15 protein-coding genes are annotated in these 14,095 nt (G+C 69.8%); 10 read left to right on the top strand and 5 right to left on the bottom strand.

Going from position 1 to position 14,095, the window contains the following annotated elements; genetic code table 11:
• Window positions 1–41: 41 nt before the first annotated feature.
• From ACH3VR_RS01600 to ACH3VR_RS01570, 7 genes are all read left to right on the top strand, one after another.
• Window positions 42–920, top strand: a complete 879-nt coding sequence (locus ACH3VR_RS01600; protein WP_396638998.1) for an SDR family oxidoreductase — start codon at window positions 42–44, stop codon at window positions 918–920.
• 86 nt (window positions 921–1,006) lie between these two features.
• Window positions 1,007–2,500 carry an aldehyde dehydrogenase gene (locus ACH3VR_RS01595; protein ID WP_396638997.1) on the top strand — a complete coding sequence of 498 codons (1,494 nt, stop codon included), beginning with the start codon at window positions 1,007–1,009 and terminating at the stop codon, window positions 2,498–2,500.
• Between the two features lie 29 nt (window positions 2,501–2,529).
• Entirely contained in the window at window positions 2,530–3,819 is a 1,290-nt protein-coding gene (locus ACH3VR_RS01590) for a cytochrome P450 (RefSeq protein WP_396638996.1), read from the top strand.
• Window positions 3,819–4,028: a ferredoxin gene (locus ACH3VR_RS01585; RefSeq protein WP_396638995.1), complete on the top strand. Its 210-nt coding sequence runs from the start codon at window positions 3,819–3,821 to the stop codon at window positions 4,026–4,028. The genes ACH3VR_RS01590 and ACH3VR_RS01585 overlap by 1 nt, the downstream gene beginning before the upstream one ends.
• Window positions 4,025–4,432, top strand: a complete 408-nt coding sequence (locus tag ACH3VR_RS01580) for a Zn-ribbon domain-containing OB-fold protein (RefSeq protein WP_396638994.1) — start codon at window positions 4,025–4,027, stop codon at window positions 4,430–4,432. Before ACH3VR_RS01585 ends, ACH3VR_RS01580 begins: the two co-directional genes overlap by 4 nt.
• On the top strand, window positions 4,429–5,574 hold the full coding sequence (locus ACH3VR_RS01575) for a thiolase family protein (protein WP_396638993.1): 1,146 nt from the start codon (window positions 4,429–4,431) through the stop codon (window positions 5,572–5,574). Before ACH3VR_RS01580 ends, ACH3VR_RS01575 begins: the two co-directional genes overlap by 4 nt.
• Complete coding sequence (locus ACH3VR_RS01570) at window positions 5,571–6,797, top strand: CaiB/BaiF CoA transferase family protein (protein WP_396638992.1); 1,227 nt, start codon at window positions 5,571–5,573, stop codon at window positions 6,795–6,797. Before ACH3VR_RS01575 ends, ACH3VR_RS01570 begins: the two co-directional genes overlap by 4 nt.
• A gap of 85 nt (window positions 6,798–6,882) precedes the next feature.
• Here ACH3VR_RS01570 and ACH3VR_RS01565 read toward each other — a convergent pair whose 3' ends face one another.
• The 5 genes from ACH3VR_RS01565 to ACH3VR_RS01545 form a co-directional block, all read right to left on the bottom strand.
• Window positions 6,883–8,019, bottom strand: coding sequence for a P-loop NTPase (locus ACH3VR_RS01565; protein WP_396638991.1), 1,137 nt, complete (start codon window positions 8,017–8,019; stop codon window positions 6,883–6,885).
• Window positions 8,020–8,033: 14 nt separating this feature from the next.
• A complete protein-coding gene (locus ACH3VR_RS01560) occupies window positions 8,034–9,374 on the bottom strand; it encodes an FAD-dependent oxidoreductase (protein WP_396638990.1) in 1,341 nt (446 codons plus the stop codon).
• Window positions 9,375–9,377: 3 nt separating this feature from the next.
• Window positions 9,378–9,701: a ferredoxin gene (gene fdxA / locus ACH3VR_RS01555; RefSeq protein WP_396638989.1), complete on the bottom strand. Its 324-nt coding sequence runs from the start codon at window positions 9,699–9,701 to the stop codon at window positions 9,378–9,380.
• Window positions 9,702–9,734: 33 nt separating this feature from the next.
• Entirely contained in the window at window positions 9,735–10,973 is a 1,239-nt protein-coding gene (locus tag ACH3VR_RS01550) for an NAD(P)/FAD-dependent oxidoreductase (RefSeq protein ID WP_396638988.1), read from the bottom strand.
• Between the two features lie 195 nt (window positions 10,974–11,168).
• Window positions 11,169–12,008 carry an IclR family transcriptional regulator gene (locus ACH3VR_RS01545; protein ID WP_396638987.1) on the bottom strand — a complete coding sequence of 280 codons (840 nt, stop codon included), beginning with the start codon at window positions 12,006–12,008 and terminating at the stop codon, window positions 11,169–11,171.
• A gap of 169 nt (window positions 12,009–12,177) precedes the next feature.
• Between ACH3VR_RS01545 and ACH3VR_RS01540 the strand changes: the two genes are divergently transcribed.
• Genes ACH3VR_RS01540 through ACH3VR_RS01530 form a run of 3 tightly spaced genes read left to right on the top strand, consistent with a single transcriptional unit; the run spans window position 12,178 to window position 14,095 of the window.
• Window positions 12,178–12,975, top strand: coding sequence for an SDR family oxidoreductase (locus ACH3VR_RS01540; RefSeq protein ID WP_396638986.1), 798 nt, complete (start codon window positions 12,178–12,180; stop codon window positions 12,973–12,975).
• Between the two features lie 17 nt (window positions 12,976–12,992).
• Window positions 12,993–13,619 carry a carboxymuconolactone decarboxylase family protein gene (locus ACH3VR_RS01535; protein WP_396638985.1) on the top strand — a complete coding sequence of 209 codons (627 nt, stop codon included), beginning with the start codon at window positions 12,993–12,995 and terminating at the stop codon, window positions 13,617–13,619.
• 2 nt (window positions 13,620–13,621) lie between these two features.
• Window positions 13,622–14,095 (top strand): HtaA domain-containing protein, encoded by a 474-nt coding sequence (locus tag ACH3VR_RS01530; protein ID WP_396638984.1) that lies wholly within the window; start codon window positions 13,622–13,624, stop codon window positions 14,093–14,095.

The raw sequence follows: 14,095 nt of genomic DNA, 5'->3' as shown, positions 1-14,095 counted from the left end.
ATCGTTCGTTCTGTATTAAGGAACAAAGACAAGGAAGTCAGATGAAGGACTACTTCGGCTACACCGGCAAGACAGTCGTCGTCACCGGTGCCGCATCGGGGATGGGTCGTGCGCTGAGCGAGATGCTCGTCGACCTCGGCGCGGACGTCTACGCACTCGACCGCACCGAGGCGCCCGTCGCGGGCCTGACCGAGGCGATCGTGGCCGACCTCGGCTCCCGCTCGTCGATCGACGAGGCCTTCGGGCAGATTCCCGACGGGATCGACGCGTTCTTCGGCGTGGCCGGCATCTCGGGCGTGCACAGCTCCTTCCTCGAGACGCTCACCGTGAACTACACCGCGAACGCGTACGTGACCGACGCGCACCTCGCGAACCGCCTCGTCGAGGGCGGAACGATCAGCTTCGTGACCTCCAACGGCGGGCTGCGCTGGGAGAGCCCGGAGGTGCGCGAGGAGCTCGTGCCCTTCGTCCGCGCCCAGGGCTGGGATGAGATCACGCGAGTCGCGGAGGAGTACGAAGCCGAGTTCGGCACGATCCCCGGCTCGCTCGGATACATCCTGTCCAAGCGGCTGCTGAACCTCTTCGTCGCCGAGCGTGTCGCCCCGCTGGCCGCGCTCGGCAAGATCCGCGTCAACGCGGTGCTGCCCGCCATGACGGTGTCGGGCATGCTCCCCGAGTTCGCCGAGATGAAGGGCGGCCAGGAGAAGGTCGAGGCCGAAGTCGGCCCCGCGGGGCGCCTGGCCGAGTCCGTCGAGATGGCGAAGGTACTCGCCTTCGTGGGCAGCGACCTGGCCAGCTATGTATCGGGCGCGCACGTGTCCGTCGACTACGGCACGAATGCCCTCGAGATCGCGGGGCTCGCCCCCGACCGCCTCACCTGGACGCTGCGCGGCGTGCTGTCGCGCCAGGCGGCCGCTTGATCCCCGGGCTCGGCATCCGGAATCAGGATGCCGAGCCCACCCCCCCTTGAGAAACCCGACCCGAACACAACGAAGTGAGGAACGACGTGACCGATCTGCTCACGATCCGTGACACCGCCATCTCCCTGAAGCACCCCGAGCGCGTATACATCAACGGCGAATGGGTCCTTCCCGCAGGAGGATCGACGCTCGCCGTCATCGACGCGACGACGGAGGAGGCCTTCTACCGCACGGCGGAGACGACTCCGGCCGACATGGATGCCGCCATCGCCGCTGCCCGCGACGCCTTCGACAACTCGCCGTGGCCGTTCATGGAGCCCGTCGAGCGCGCCGTGTACCTGCGCCGGATCGCCGAGCGCCTGCGTGAGCGCGCGCAGGAGGCCGCGACGTTCTGGACGCGCCAGACCGGTCCGACCTTCCGCATGGCCGTCGGTTCCATCTCGCGCGTGCCGAACTTGTTCGAGTACTACGCCGACGTCGCCGAGACCTACCCGTGGGCGACGCAGGACTCCCCCGAGTTCGCTGCCTTCGGCGCCGTCGTCAATGAGCCCGTCGGTGTCGTCGGCGCGATCGTGCCGTGGAACACACCCCTCTCGCTCGCGGCGTACAAGATCGCGCCCGCCCTCCTCGCCGGCTGCACCGTCGTCGTCAAGGCGCCGCCGGAGGCGCCGGGCGAGCTGTGGATCCTGGCCGAGATCGCTGAAGAGGTCGGCCTGCCCGCCGGCGTCCTCAACATCGTCAACGGTCACCGCAACGTGTCGGAGCAGCTCGTGCGCGACCCGCGGGTCGACAAGATCGCGTTCACCGGCTCGAGCCAGGTGGGTCGCCAGATCGCCTCGGTCGCCGGTGCGCGGCTCAGCCGCTACACGCTCGAGCTGGGCGGCAAGTCCGCCGCCGTCGTCCTCGACGACTACGACCTCGCGACGGCCGCCGCGGCGATCTCGCAGCAGGAGTGCTCCATCAACGGCCAGGTGTGCATGTCGCTCACGCGCGTCATCGTCTCCCAGCACCGCCACGACGAGCTCGTTGACGCACTCGCCTCGACGTTCGGCTCGGTCACGGTCGGAGACCCTTTCGACCCCGAGACCCAGCTCGGGCCGCTCGCCCTCGCCAAGCAGCAGCAGAGCGTGCTCGGCTACATCGAACAGGGCGTCGCCGACGGCGCGCGCCTCGTGACCGGCGGCAGGCGTCCCGCCCACCTGGAGCGCGGCTGGTTCGTCGAGCCGACCGTGTTCGCGAACGTCGACAACAACTCGACCCTCGCGCAGGAGGAGCTCTTCGGGCCCGTCCTGTCGGTCATCCCGGCTGAGAACGAGGAGCACGCCGTCGAGCTCGCCAACGCGACGCAGTACGGCCTCAACAACGCCGTGTTCACCGACGACGTCGAGCGCGCGTACCAGATCGCGCGGCGGCTGCGCTCAGGCACCGTCGGGCACAACGGGTTCAAGACAGACACCCGCATGGGCTTCGGCGGCTTCAAGCAGTCCGGCGTCGGCCGTGAGGGCGGCATCCAGGGCATCGCGCCCTATCTGGAGTCGAAGACGGTGCTGCTCGACGGCACGCCTGCCCGCTTCCAGTGACACCGACGGCCATCGAGAGAAGAGACACCATGACCACCGTCGATACCAGCCTCACCGACGTCGACTTCTTCACCGATTCCGATGTGGCGGCCAAGGCCGAGCCGTGGTTCGACCACATGCTCGCGAACCACCCCGTGTTCCGCGAACCGAAGTACGGCGTCGTCATCGTCACCGGCTACGACGAGGCACTGCAGGTCTATCACCAGCCCGATGTCTATTCGTCGATCAACCGTACGGGCGGCCCCATCGTCGACCTGCCGTTCGAGATCGTCGGCGACGACATCTCGCAGATCCTCGAGCAGCACCGCACGTTCTTCTCTAACCACGACCAGATCGTCACGTTCGACCCACCGGTGCACACCGACCACCGCGCGATCCTGATGGGGCTCATCACGCCGAAGCGGCTCAAGGAGAACGAGCAGTTCCTCAAGGACACCGCCGACCGGTTCCTCGACGAGATCCTGCCCCAGGGCGAGGCCGAGTTCATCTGGGACTACTGCAAGGGTTACACGATCCTCGCGGTAGCCGACCTGCTCGGCGTCCCGGTCGAGGACCACCCGATGCTGCTCGAGCTCCTCGCGACCGAGCCGGGCCCCGTGCTCGGCAACCTCGAGCTGCAGGCCAACCACCACAGCAGCATCGAGCGGCTCTACGAGTACTTCGTGGCCCGCATCGAGGAGCGCCGCGCCGACCCACGGGACGACGTGCTTACCGGGATGGCGCTCGCGACGTTCCCCGACGGCTCGTCCCCCGAGCCGATCGAGGTCGCGCGCATCGCGTCGAACCTGTTCGCGGCGGGTCAGGAGACGACGGTGCAGCTCATGGGCATCTGCATGCAGCGCATCGCAGATGACCTCGAGCTGCAGGAGCTCCTTCGCAACGACTTCACGCTGATCCCGAAGTTCATCGAGGAGACGCTGCGCGTCGAGGCGCCGATCAAGGGCTCGTTCCGTCTGACGAAGCGGCCGACCGAGCTCGGCGGCCTCGAACTCGCTCCGGGCACGGTCGTGATGCTGCTGCACGGCGCCTCGGGACGCGACGGTCGCATCTTCGACGATCCGAGCCGGTTCGACGTCCAACGACCCAACGCCCGCCAGCATCTCGCGTTCGGTCGCGGCATCCACACGTGCCCCGGCGCCCCGCTCGCCCGCGCGGAGGCCGTCTTCACGATCCAGCGGTTCCTCGAGCGCACAACGGGCATCCACATCGACGATCGCCATCACGGCAGCGCAGACGAGCGCGAGTGGGACCTCATCCGCAGCTACAAGTTCCGCGGCCACACGCACCTGTATCTGCAGTACGACGAGGCGGTGGCGTGATGGCCGAGCTCCTCACCGTCGATCGCGACCGCTGCATGGGGTCGGGTCAGTGCACCTTCTACGCGCCGAACACGTTCGACCTCGACGACCTGTCGATCGCCATCGTCACCGACGACCACGGCGACTCCGACGAGAAGATCCAGCAGGCCATCGACGTGTGTCCCACGCGCTCGATCGCGCGTGCCCTCGCCCTGGGAGCCGCGCAATGACGCCGATGACATCGGTGGCCGTGCCTCGGCCCGTCGCCGACCTCGACACAGACGACCTCCTCGGCGACTTCCCCGAGGGCCGGCGTCTGATCGGCACGCAGTGCGACGACTGCGGACGCCTCATGATCGGCACGCGCATGGTGTGCAGCTCCTGCGTCGGCACCGAAGTCACCCGCGTCGCACTGCCGACCACGGGCGTGCTGTACACCTTCACCCGCCTGCACGTCGGGTCGGACGGCGTGCGCCTGCTCGGCTATGTCGACTTCGACGGCGATGTGCGCACTCTCACCGACCTTCGGGAGGACGCCGGCGCACTCGAGCCCGGCACGCGCGTGGAACTCGCCGTCGACGGCGACGACTGGTGGTTCGCGGCGGTTCCAGATGCAGAAAGGACCGACTCGTGACCGAGAACGTGCACGTGATCTCCGCCGCCATGGTGCCCTTCGGGAAGCACCGTTCCTCGTCGTACGTCGGGCTCGCCGTCCCCCCGCTCATCGAGGCGCTGCGCTCGGCCGGCATCGACAAGTCCGACGTCGACGCCGTCTGGGTGGGACACTCCTACGGCGGCATGATGACAGGCCAGCGGATCTGCAAGGAGATCGGTCTCGGCACGGTCCCCACCGTCAACGTCGACAATGCCTGCTCCGGCGGCGCGACGGCCGTCCATGAGGCATGGGAGGCCATTTCGCGGGGCCTCATCGACGTCGCCGTCGTGATCGGCGTCGAGAAGCTCACGCAGTTCGGCGGCGGGACTCTGCCCCTCTCCCCCGAGGACCGCGAGGTCAAGCAGGGCATCGTCATGCCCGCGGTCTACGCCATGCGGGCGACACGCTATCTGTACGAGACGGATGCCACGCCCGAAGACCTCGCCCTCGTCAGCGTCAAGGCGCGCAAGCACGGCGCGCTCAATCCGTTCGCGCAGTTCCGCCAGGAGGTCACCGTCGAGCAGGTGCTGACGTCGCGCCCCGTGGCCGACCCGCTCACGCTCCTCATGTGCTGCCCGACGGGCGACGGTGCGGCGGTCGTCGTGCTCGCGTCCGACCGCGCGCGGGCTCGCCTCGGCGCGCGCGGCATGCGCGTCGCGGCATCCATCCTCCACTCCGGACAGGTGGCCGAGGGCTTCCGCGACATGACCAGCCCCGAGATCAGCGCCCACTCCGCGCGCGACGCCTACGAGGCGGCCGGCATCGGACCCGAAGACCTCGACATGATCGAGCTGCACGATGCGTTCTCGATCGCCGAGCTCGTCTACTACGAGACGTTCGGCCTGGCCGAACGCGGGCGCGCCATCGATCTCATCCGCGACGGTCGCACGTCCTTCGGCGGCGACGTCGTCGTCAACCCGAGCGGAGGGCTGCTCGCGAAGGGCCACCCCGTCGGCGCGAGCGGCGTCGCACAGATCGTCGAGGCGTTCTGGCAGCTCACCGGTGTCGCGGGCGACCGCCAGATCGAGGATGCGCGCTGGGCCATGACCCATGTGACGGGCGGCGGCACGGCCGGGCTCGACCACGGGGCGTGCACGATACATCTCTTCGAGGCGGCATGAGCGCCCTGCCTCCGCCGCTCGCGGGAGTGCGCGTCATCGACATCACGACGTTCCTGTCAGGCCCTTCGGCAACGCAGCTGCTCGCCGATCTCGGCGCCGACGTCATCAAGGTCGAATCGCTCGATGGTGACTCCAGCCGCGCCATCGCGGGGCCCGAGCTCGATGGCGACAGCGCCTACTTCCTCGCCAACAACCGCAGCAAGCGCAGCATCGCGATCGACCTGAAGACGCCCGAGGGACTGGGCATCGCCAAGTCACTCATCGCCGGCGCCGACGTCGTCGTCGAAAACTTCCGTCCAGGCGTGACGGCTCGCCTCGGGCTCACGCCCGAGGCGGCGCTCGCCGAGCATCCGCGCCTCGTGTGGGCGTCGATCAGCGGATTCGGGCAGGAAGGTCCGCTTCGCGACCGACCGGCGTACGACATGGTCGTGCAGGCCCTCAGCGGCGTCATGAGCCTGAACGGTCACACCGGGGCACCGGCCGCACGTCTCGGCATCCCCGCCGGCGACGTCGTGGCGGGGCTTTACGCCGTGATCGGGGTGCTCGCGGCGCTGCACGCCCGCGGCGAGACCGGCGTCGGGCGCATCGTCGACGTGTCGATGCTGCGCGGGCAGCTCGCGATGCTGTCGTACCAGGCGCTCTACACATCGCTCACAAGGACGGCGCCGGGCCCCCAGGGTGCGGCGCACGACTCGATCGCGACCTACCGCTCCTTCCGAGCGGGCGACGGGCGCGAGTTCGTCGTCACGGCGAACACTCCCCGCATGTGGGAGGGGCTGTGCGAGACGCTCGACGTGCGCGAGCTCGTCGTGGACGAGCGGTTCGTCGACGCCGCCGCCCGCCTGCGCAACAAAGAGGCGCTCTGGGCGATCCTCGAGGCGCGCGTCGCGACGCGCCCCGCCGCCGAGTGGATAGAGCTGCTCGCCGCGGCGCACGTTCCCGTGGCACCCGTCAAGAACGTCCTCGAAGCGCTCGAAGACGCGCGCGAGGCCGCCGACGGGTCGCTCGTGACGGTCGCGAACGACGACGTCTCGTTCGAGAACGTCGCGACGCCCATCCGCTTCGTGGGCACGACCGACGTCCGTGCGACCTATCCCCCGGCGCTCGGCGGCGACACGGTCGACCTGCTCGTCAACGAACTCGGATACTCCGACACCGCCGTCGAAGCGCTCCTCGCACGAGGCGTCGTCGCGGCATCCCGTATCGAGGCCGCCGTCAGCTGACCGAGGCCCTCCGGAACGAGAGCGGAGGGTGGCTGGGTGTGAACCCTGCCACCCTCCGCTTCGGCGTGGACGGATGCAGGCCGGCTCAGCGCGGCGAGAACGCGAGTCTGCGGCCGGCGAGCCCGCGCGGCCGCACGGCGATGCGCGCCGCGAGCCCGGCCAAGGCCTGGGCCGCGGCATCCTCCGGGTGCGCGACCACGACCGGGCGCCCCTCGTCGCCGCTCGCGCGGAGCGCGGTGCTGAACGGGATGCCCGTCACGGCGGGTGCTTCGCCGCCCGCGACCGCGAGGCGCCGGGCGACGGCATCCCCTCCCCCCGCGCCGAAGGGCTCGAAGACGCTGCCGTCCGGCAGCGCCCCGGGTCCCATCGTCTCGACGACGCCGACGACGCGCTGTCCGAGCTGCCTCGCGAGCAGGCCGCTGCGGACGGCGACGTCGGCCGCGGCCGGCTGGGGCGTCGTCACGACGAGCACGTCGGCATGGGGCAGGAGGTGCCCGACCGAGATGGCGGCGTCACCGGTTCCCGGCGGCATGTCGATGAGCAGCACGTCGAGGTCGCCGAAGAAGACGTCGGCGAGGAACTGCTCGAGCGTGCGGTGCAGCATGGGGCCGCGCCATGACACGACGGTGTCCTCCGCACCCGGCCGAAGGAACATGCCGATCGAGACGGCCTTGACGCCGTACGCGACGGGTGGCAGCACGAGGTCGTCGACGCGCGTGGGCCGCACGGCGCGGCCGTCGTCGCCCACGAGGCCGAGCAGCCCCGGGATCGAGAAGCCGTGCACATCGGCATCGAGCACTCCGACGGCGAGGCCGCGCTCCGCGAGGGCGACGGCGAGGTTGGCCGTCACGGTGGACTTGCCGACGCCGCCCTTGCCGCTGGTCACGGCGACGACGCGCGTGAGCGACTCGGCGGTGAAGGGGTTCGTCGTCGCCCGGTGTCCGCCGCGGAGGCGCTCGGTGAGGGCTGCGCGCTGCTCGTCGCTCATGACGCCGACCTCGACGCGCACCTCGCGCACGCCGTCGACCGTGGCGGCCGCCTCCGCGACGTCGCGCTCGATGCGCTGGGCCATGGGGCAGCCCGCGATCGTGAGGAGGATCCCGACCGACGCGATGCCGTCCTCGACGACCACGTCGCGGATCATGTCCAGCTCGCCGAGCGGCCGGCGAAGCTCCGGGTCGGTGACCGCGCCGACCGCCTCGAGGACGGCATCCCGCATCATCGCCGCCCGATCAATCAGGCATCAGCGAGCACGCGGGCCGCGCGCAGCATCTCGTCGCGCGAGTGCAGCTTGATGCGCTCGCGTCCGACGGCTTCGCCCCCGGCGATCTCGGCGGCCTCGATAGCGCGCCAGGCACTCCAGTCGATGACTTCGACGCCGCGCTCGGCGAGCAGCGCGTCGATGACGTCGGCGCCCGACGCGTTCGAGCGGTCACCGACGACAGCGATGTCCTCGAGCACCGACGTGACGGTCTCGAGGGCGCACTTGCGGTTGGTGCCGACGACGCCGTTGGGGCCCCGCTTGATCCAGCCGGTCACGTATACGCGCTCGACGACGGCATCCCCGTCGAGGACGCGCGAGTCGCGATGCGGCACCGTGCCTGTGCGCTTGTCGAAGGGAAGTCCGTCGATCGGCTTGCCGAGGTAGCCGACCGAGCGCAGGGCGAGATCAGCGTCGAGGACCTCGGTCGCAGACGGATCGCTCGTCTTCGCAAGACGGATGCCGGTGAGCGAGGCGTCGCCGATGAACTCGAGGGGGGTGCGGTCGAAGACGAATCGGATGGTCTTGGGCCGGCCGAGTCGACCGCGCTCGGCCGCCTTCCGGAAGGTCGCGAACAGCCGGCGGGCCGCGGGATCGGCGTCGATGTGGGCCTGCTGCTCGGCGTCGAGCTCGAGGTCGGCGGGGTCGATGACGACGTCGGCGGACTCCACCTCGAGCAGCTCGATGAACTCCTTGTTGGTGAACTTCGCGAAGGCGGGTCCGCGGCGGCCGATGACGACGACCTCGTCGATCGTGCTGGCCGCGAAGGCCTCGACGATGTGCTCGGGGATGTCGGTGCGGCGGAGGTCATCGGTCTCGCGCACGAGCATGCGCGCGGCGTCGAGGGCGACGTTGCCGAGGCCGATGACGACCGCGCGGTTGGCGCCCGCGAGCGCGAAGGCGTCGACGGACTGATCGGGGTGCCCCTGGTACCACGAGACGAAGTCGCGTACGGCGTCGACGCCGTGGAGGTGCTCGCCCGGGATGCCGAGGCTGCGGTCCAGCGGCGCGCCGTGGGCGAAGACGATGGCGTCGTAGTGCGCCCGCAGCTCCTCGATCCTGAGGTCGCGCCCGATCTGGACGTTGCCGAGGAACCGCAGCCCAGGCGTCTCTTCGAAGACCTCGGCGAACGACGTCGTGATCGACTTCACGCGCGGGTGATCGGGGGCGACGCCGTAGCGGACGAGGCCGAAGGGCGTCGGGAGGCGGTCGAAGACGTCGACCTCGACAGCGGACTCCGACTCCTCCGTGAGCAGCTGCGCGGCGTACGCCCCGGACGGCCCGGAGCCGACGACGGCGATGCGGGGTGCGGGCATGGTTCAGGCCTCCTCACGCGGGGCCAGGCCCGCGATGACGTCGACGTCGTAGGGGATCTTGCCGGCCTTGCGGCCGCTCTTGGGGGTGTCGGCCTCGGCGAAGAAGCGCTCGTTGAGCTCGACGAACTGCTCCCGATCGGCCGGCAGCTCCGCCTCGTAGAAGATGGCGTCGACGGGGCATGCCGCCACGCACGCACCGCAGTCGATGCACAGATCGGGGTTGATGTAGGTCATCCGCCCGCCCTCGAAGATGCAGTCGGCGGGGCATTCCTGCATGCAGCTCTTGTCCTGCACGTCGACGCAGGCTTCGGTGACGACGTAGACCATCGGATGCTTCCTTCCTCTTTCTGGGCGCGGGTCTCAGGCGGCGCGCTGCACGAGCTGTTCGAGCTGCTCCGCAATGACGGCGGGCGGGCTGTCGGTCATGAGCAGACGGCGGATCTGGTTGAGGGCGCGCACCCAGTTGACGGTCACGGCGCCGCACGCCCGCCCCGAGGCATCCGCGTGCACGACGGCGACCCGTCCGTCGACGGCGAGGTCGCCCACGACGACAGAGGCGCCCGCGGGGTCGCGCCAGCCGACGGTGTGGATCTTCCAGTCGTACTGGTCCGACCAGACGTAGTCGGTCGACGAGTACTCGGCGTCGATCCCCTGCGCGATGGCGGCGGCGACGAAGCGCGCCTGGTCGCTCGCATTGGTCCAGTGCTCGGCGCGGATGAGCCCGCGACCGGCGTGCGGCCAGCGGGCGACGTCGCCGATGGCGTACACATCCTGGGCGCCGAGGGCCCGCAGACCCGGGTCCGTGACGACGCCGTTCTCGAGCGTCAAGCCCGAGTCGGCGAGCCATCCCGTCGCGGGGATCGAACCGATGCCGACGACGGCGGTCGACGCCGCGAGCTCGGCGCCGTCGTCGAGCACGACCGTGAGGTCGCCCGCCGCGCCGCGGATGTCGACGACACCGACTCCGAACCGGGTCTGGACGCCGTTCTCGCTGTGCAGGCGCACGAGGCTCGACGCCAGCTCAGGGCCCACAAGCCGCGCCATCGGCTCGGGAACCGGGTCGACGACCGTCACGTCGCACCCGAAGCCGACCGCCGCGGCGGCGATCTCGGTGCCGATGAAACCGCCGCCGACGACGACGATGCGCTCCCCCGGGGTGAGGCGCTGCGCGATGGCGCGCGAGTCGTCCAGCGTGCGGAGCTGGAGGACGCCCGACTCGGGTCGCCACGGCGAGGGCCGCGCAGTCGCACCCGTCGCGATCACGAGTACGTCGTAGGCGATCGACGTGCCGTCGGCGAGCGCGACGACGCGGGCCGTCGTGTCGAGGCCGGTGGCTGCCATGCCTAGGCGCAGGTCGAGATCGAGCTCACCGAGCTCGGACGCCGTGACGAGGCGGAACGCCTCGATCGACTCCGCCGACCAGTCCGACTTCAGGAGGTCTTTCGAGAGGGGTGGCCGGTCATAGGGCAGCTCCGCTTCGGCGCCGATCAGCGTGATCGCGCCGCTGCGCCCGAGCGTGCGAAGGTTCTGGGCGGTACGGATGCCCGCGAGAGACGCTCCCACGATCACGACGTGGCGATCGGCGCCGATTCCGCTCATAGTGCTGGTCCTCAACTTCGCTGTCAGGAAGGATCTGTTTCGTCTAAACGAACGCTTGATCGTTATTACGCAACACCGAGTATCGCCGCCCCCATCGACGATGTCAACCCGAGCAACACTCCGGAGACCTCACGGAGCGTCGACGAGACACCGCTCGGACGAGCGGAGCGAGGGATGGGCGGCGGTGGGCCCGGGTCAGCGGTCCAGGCGCTGGCCGCTGATGTTCGCAGTGATCTGCGCCGCGGCCTGCTTCACGTGGCGCGTCAGCTCCGGGGCCTGCGACTCGTCGTAGCGGGACTCCGGGATCGAGATGCCGGCCGCTCCCGCGACGCTGCCCGGAACCAGGCCGAACACGGGCGCGGCGATCGAGACGGCACCCTCGATCCGCTCGCCATGAGTGATCGAGTAGCCATCGCGACGCACCTTGGCAAGACGCTCCAGCAAGGCGTCGGGATCCGTGAGCGTGTGGGGCGTGAGCTGCGCGAGCGGCTTGCTCACGATCTTGCGCTGCACGTCGTCGGGCAGGAAGGCGAGGATCGCAAGACCGCTCGCGCCGCCGTGCAGCGGCAGCCACTCCTGCAGCGGAAGCGAGTAGCGAAGCGGATGCGGCGACTCGACCGTCGACGTGAACATCATCTGATGGCGCTGCTCATCGTAGAGCGAGGAGAAGGCGGACTCGCCCGTCTCCGCGACGAGGCCCTGCAGGACTCCCAGCGCAAGCTCCTGCGACGGATAGCGCCCTGTCGTCAGCCACGCGAGACGCAGGAACTCGAGGCCGAGTCGGTACGACTGGCCGTTCTCCGCGCGCCGCACCAGGCCGAGCTTCTCGAGATCGGTGATGAGACGGTGCGCCGTGCTCGGACTCACGCCGAGGCGCCCCGCGAGCTCGCGCACGCCGTGCGCGTCGCGCTTGCTCTCGACCATGTAGGTCAGCAGCTCGATGCCGCGGGCGAGCGGCTGGCGGCGGCGAACCGCGTCGGCGCCGTCGGTCTCGGCAGCATCCATCACCATGCTCATCGCCCGCCCGTCTTTCATCCGAGGATCCCACCAACACTGGCTTGACAATCATCCATGGTGCAAGCGATCCTTGTCTCGATCGTTCAACCGAACACGCGTTCGCTTGAATCAAGCATATGCCCTTCGCGCCATCTCGTCGATGAATCGGCGCGCACGATCCGGGCCCCCGATGGAGAGGAAGCACGATATGTCGATCGCCGAGGCACCGAGCCTGGATTCCGGCCCCGCCCCCGCATGGCGTCGCAAGGTCGCCGTCGTCACCGGCGCCGCCGCCGGCATCGGCTATTCGATCGCGGAGCGTCTCGCGAACGACGGGTTCGCGGTCGCCCTCATCGGGCGCACGCCGGGCACCGCGCAAGCCGCGGCTGACACCATCGTCGCGGCGGGAGGCGTCGCGCAGGGGTATGACGCCGATGTCGCCGATCGGGAACGGGTGGATGCCGCGGTCGCGGCGATCCGCGCCGACTTCGGCCCGATCTCGGTCGTCGTGGCCAACGCGGCCGTCGCCCCGCAGCAGCCCTTCCTCGAGATGACCGCCGACCAGTGGAACAGCATCATCGACATCAACCTGACCGGCACGTTCCACACCGTGCAGTCGTGCCTCCCCGACCTCGTCGCGGCCGGCTGGGGACGCGTCATCCTGATCTCCTCCTCCAGCGCGCAGCGCGGCGCCCCCAGGATGGCGCACTACGCCGCCTCGAAGGGCGGCCAGCTCGCCCTCACGAAGGCTCTGGCCGTCGAGTTCGCCCGCACAGGGATCACCGTCAACACCGTCGTCCCCTCGTCGATCGACACGCCGAGCGTCGAGAAGAAGCGCGCCGACGGCAAGATCCCGCCGGCCGAGGACATGGCCAAGTTCATCCCCGTCGGCCGCATGGGCACGGGGGCCGACATCGCCGGCGCGGTCTCGTATCTCGCCTCCGACGACACCTCCTACGTGACCGGCCAGACGATCAGCGTCAACGGCGGATCGTTCATCGGCTGAGACAGGAGCACGACGACATGACCGACATCACCACGATCACACCCCGCGTCCCCGCGCGCCCGACCGACGACTGGGACGCCGACGTCGACGAGGCCTTCGCCACGCTCCGCGCCCACGCGCCCGGTGGCGACGCGCAGCCGGTTCCCGCGCAGCGCCCCAAGGCCAATATCCTCGGCATCTACGCGTGGCATCCTGCCTTCATCCGGGGGTGGATGCCGTTCTCCAATCATCTGCGCCACTCCACGCTGTCCGACCGGCACCGAGAGATCGCGATCCTCCGCACGACGTGGCTCGGGTACGGCGAGTACGAATGGGCGCAGCACGTGTGGATGAGCACGGCGAGCGGCGCGCTCACCGAGGCCGAAGTCGCTGCGCTGTCGGAGGGGCCGGATGCGGCGGAATGGTCACCCGAGGACGCCGCCGTCGTGCGCGCCATCGACGAGATGGTCACGGGCGACCGGCTCGTGTCCGACCGGGTCTGGGCGCAGCTGGAGGAGCAGTTCGACCGTCAGCAGCTCATCGACTTCGTCTTCACGGTGGGCACCTACGACATGCACTGCGTCGCGTTCCGCAACCTCGGTCTCGAGCTCGAAGACGGGATGACCGGCTTCCCCGCCGATCACCGTCCGCCCGCGGACCGATGAAGATGCCCGGCGACTCCGCCGGCGCGCTCGCGTGGCGCGTGCGCGAGTCCTTCATCAGGTACGTCGCGGTCATCGCCCGCGGGACGATCGCAGTGGACGGCGACGCGGTCGAGCGTGAGCCCGGCGTCTACGCGTTCCCGCTCCGCCGCGCCGTGCAGGAGGGCGACGACTGGCGGCTCTCGTTCGGCGGCTCGGTGCGATTCGTCGCGCACGGCGGACTCATGGATGTGCACGTCCTCGACCCCGAGATCGTCGTCGGCTCCGACCGGGGCGTGCTGGCGACTCGGGCCGGCAAGCAGGGCCTGGCGGCCATCGTCGCGCTCGAGCCCGCGGCGCCGGTGGACGAAGGCACCGCCCTCGCATGGCACGCGATCGGCACGCAGTTGGCCCCGGCGGCCGTCGGGCTCTTCGGCGACGCGTACCCGGCGGGGACCGACATGGGCAGCATCGAGATCGAGGTCGCGCTAGATTCATAA

The organism is Microbacterium alkaliflavum (assembly GCF_044325405.1).
GTDB lineage: Bacteria > Actinomycetota > Actinomycetes > Actinomycetales > Microbacteriaceae > Microbacterium > Microbacterium alkaliflavum.
This window is presented reverse-complemented; position numbering and strand designations above follow the sequence as displayed.

What these genes read in the sequence shown, in the direction of transcription:
- ACH3VR_RS01600 (WP_396638998.1), top strand. Translation starts at nt 42, where the DNA reads ATGAAGGACTACTTCGGCTACACCGGCAAGACAGTCGTCGTCACCGGT.
- ACH3VR_RS01590 (WP_396638996.1), top strand. Translation starts at nt 2,530, where the DNA reads ATGACCACCGTCGATACCAGCCTCACCGACGTCGACTTCTTCACCGAT.
- ACH3VR_RS01585 (WP_396638995.1), top strand. Translation starts at nt 3,819, where the DNA reads ATGGCCGAGCTCCTCACCGTCGATCGCGACCGCTGCATGGGGTCGGGT.
- ACH3VR_RS01580 (WP_396638994.1), top strand. Translation starts at nt 4,025, where the DNA reads ATGACGCCGATGACATCGGTGGCCGTGCCTCGGCCCGTCGCCGACCTC.
- ACH3VR_RS01570 (WP_396638992.1), top strand. Translation starts at nt 5,571, where the DNA reads ATGAGCGCCCTGCCTCCGCCGCTCGCGGGAGTGCGCGTCATCGACATC.
- ACH3VR_RS01565 (WP_396638991.1), bottom strand. Translation starts at nt 8,019, where the DNA reads ATGATGCGGGATGCCGTCCTCGAGGCGGTCGGCGCGGTCACCGACCCG.
- ACH3VR_RS01560 (WP_396638990.1), bottom strand. Translation starts at nt 9,374, where the DNA reads ATGCCCGCACCCCGCATCGCCGTCGTCGGCTCCGGGCCGTCCGGGGCG.
- fdxA (WP_396638989.1), bottom strand. Translation starts at nt 9,701, where the DNA reads ATGGTCTACGTCGTCACCGAAGCCTGCGTCGACGTGCAGGACAAGAGC.
- ACH3VR_RS01550 (WP_396638988.1), bottom strand. Translation starts at nt 10,973, where the DNA reads ATGAGCGGAATCGGCGCCGATCGCCACGTCGTGATCGTGGGAGCGTCT.
- ACH3VR_RS01545 (WP_396638987.1), bottom strand. Translation starts at nt 12,008, where the DNA reads ATGAAAGACGGGCGGGCGATGAGCATGGTGATGGATGCTGCCGAGACC.
- ACH3VR_RS01540 (WP_396638986.1), top strand. Translation starts at nt 12,178, where the DNA reads ATGTCGATCGCCGAGGCACCGAGCCTGGATTCCGGCCCCGCCCCCGCA.
- ACH3VR_RS01535 (WP_396638985.1), top strand. Translation starts at nt 12,993, where the DNA reads ATGACCGACATCACCACGATCACACCCCGCGTCCCCGCGCGCCCGACC.
- ACH3VR_RS01530 (WP_396638984.1), top strand. Translation starts at nt 13,622, where the DNA reads ATGCCCGGCGACTCCGCCGGCGCGCTCGCGTGGCGCGTGCGCGAGTCC.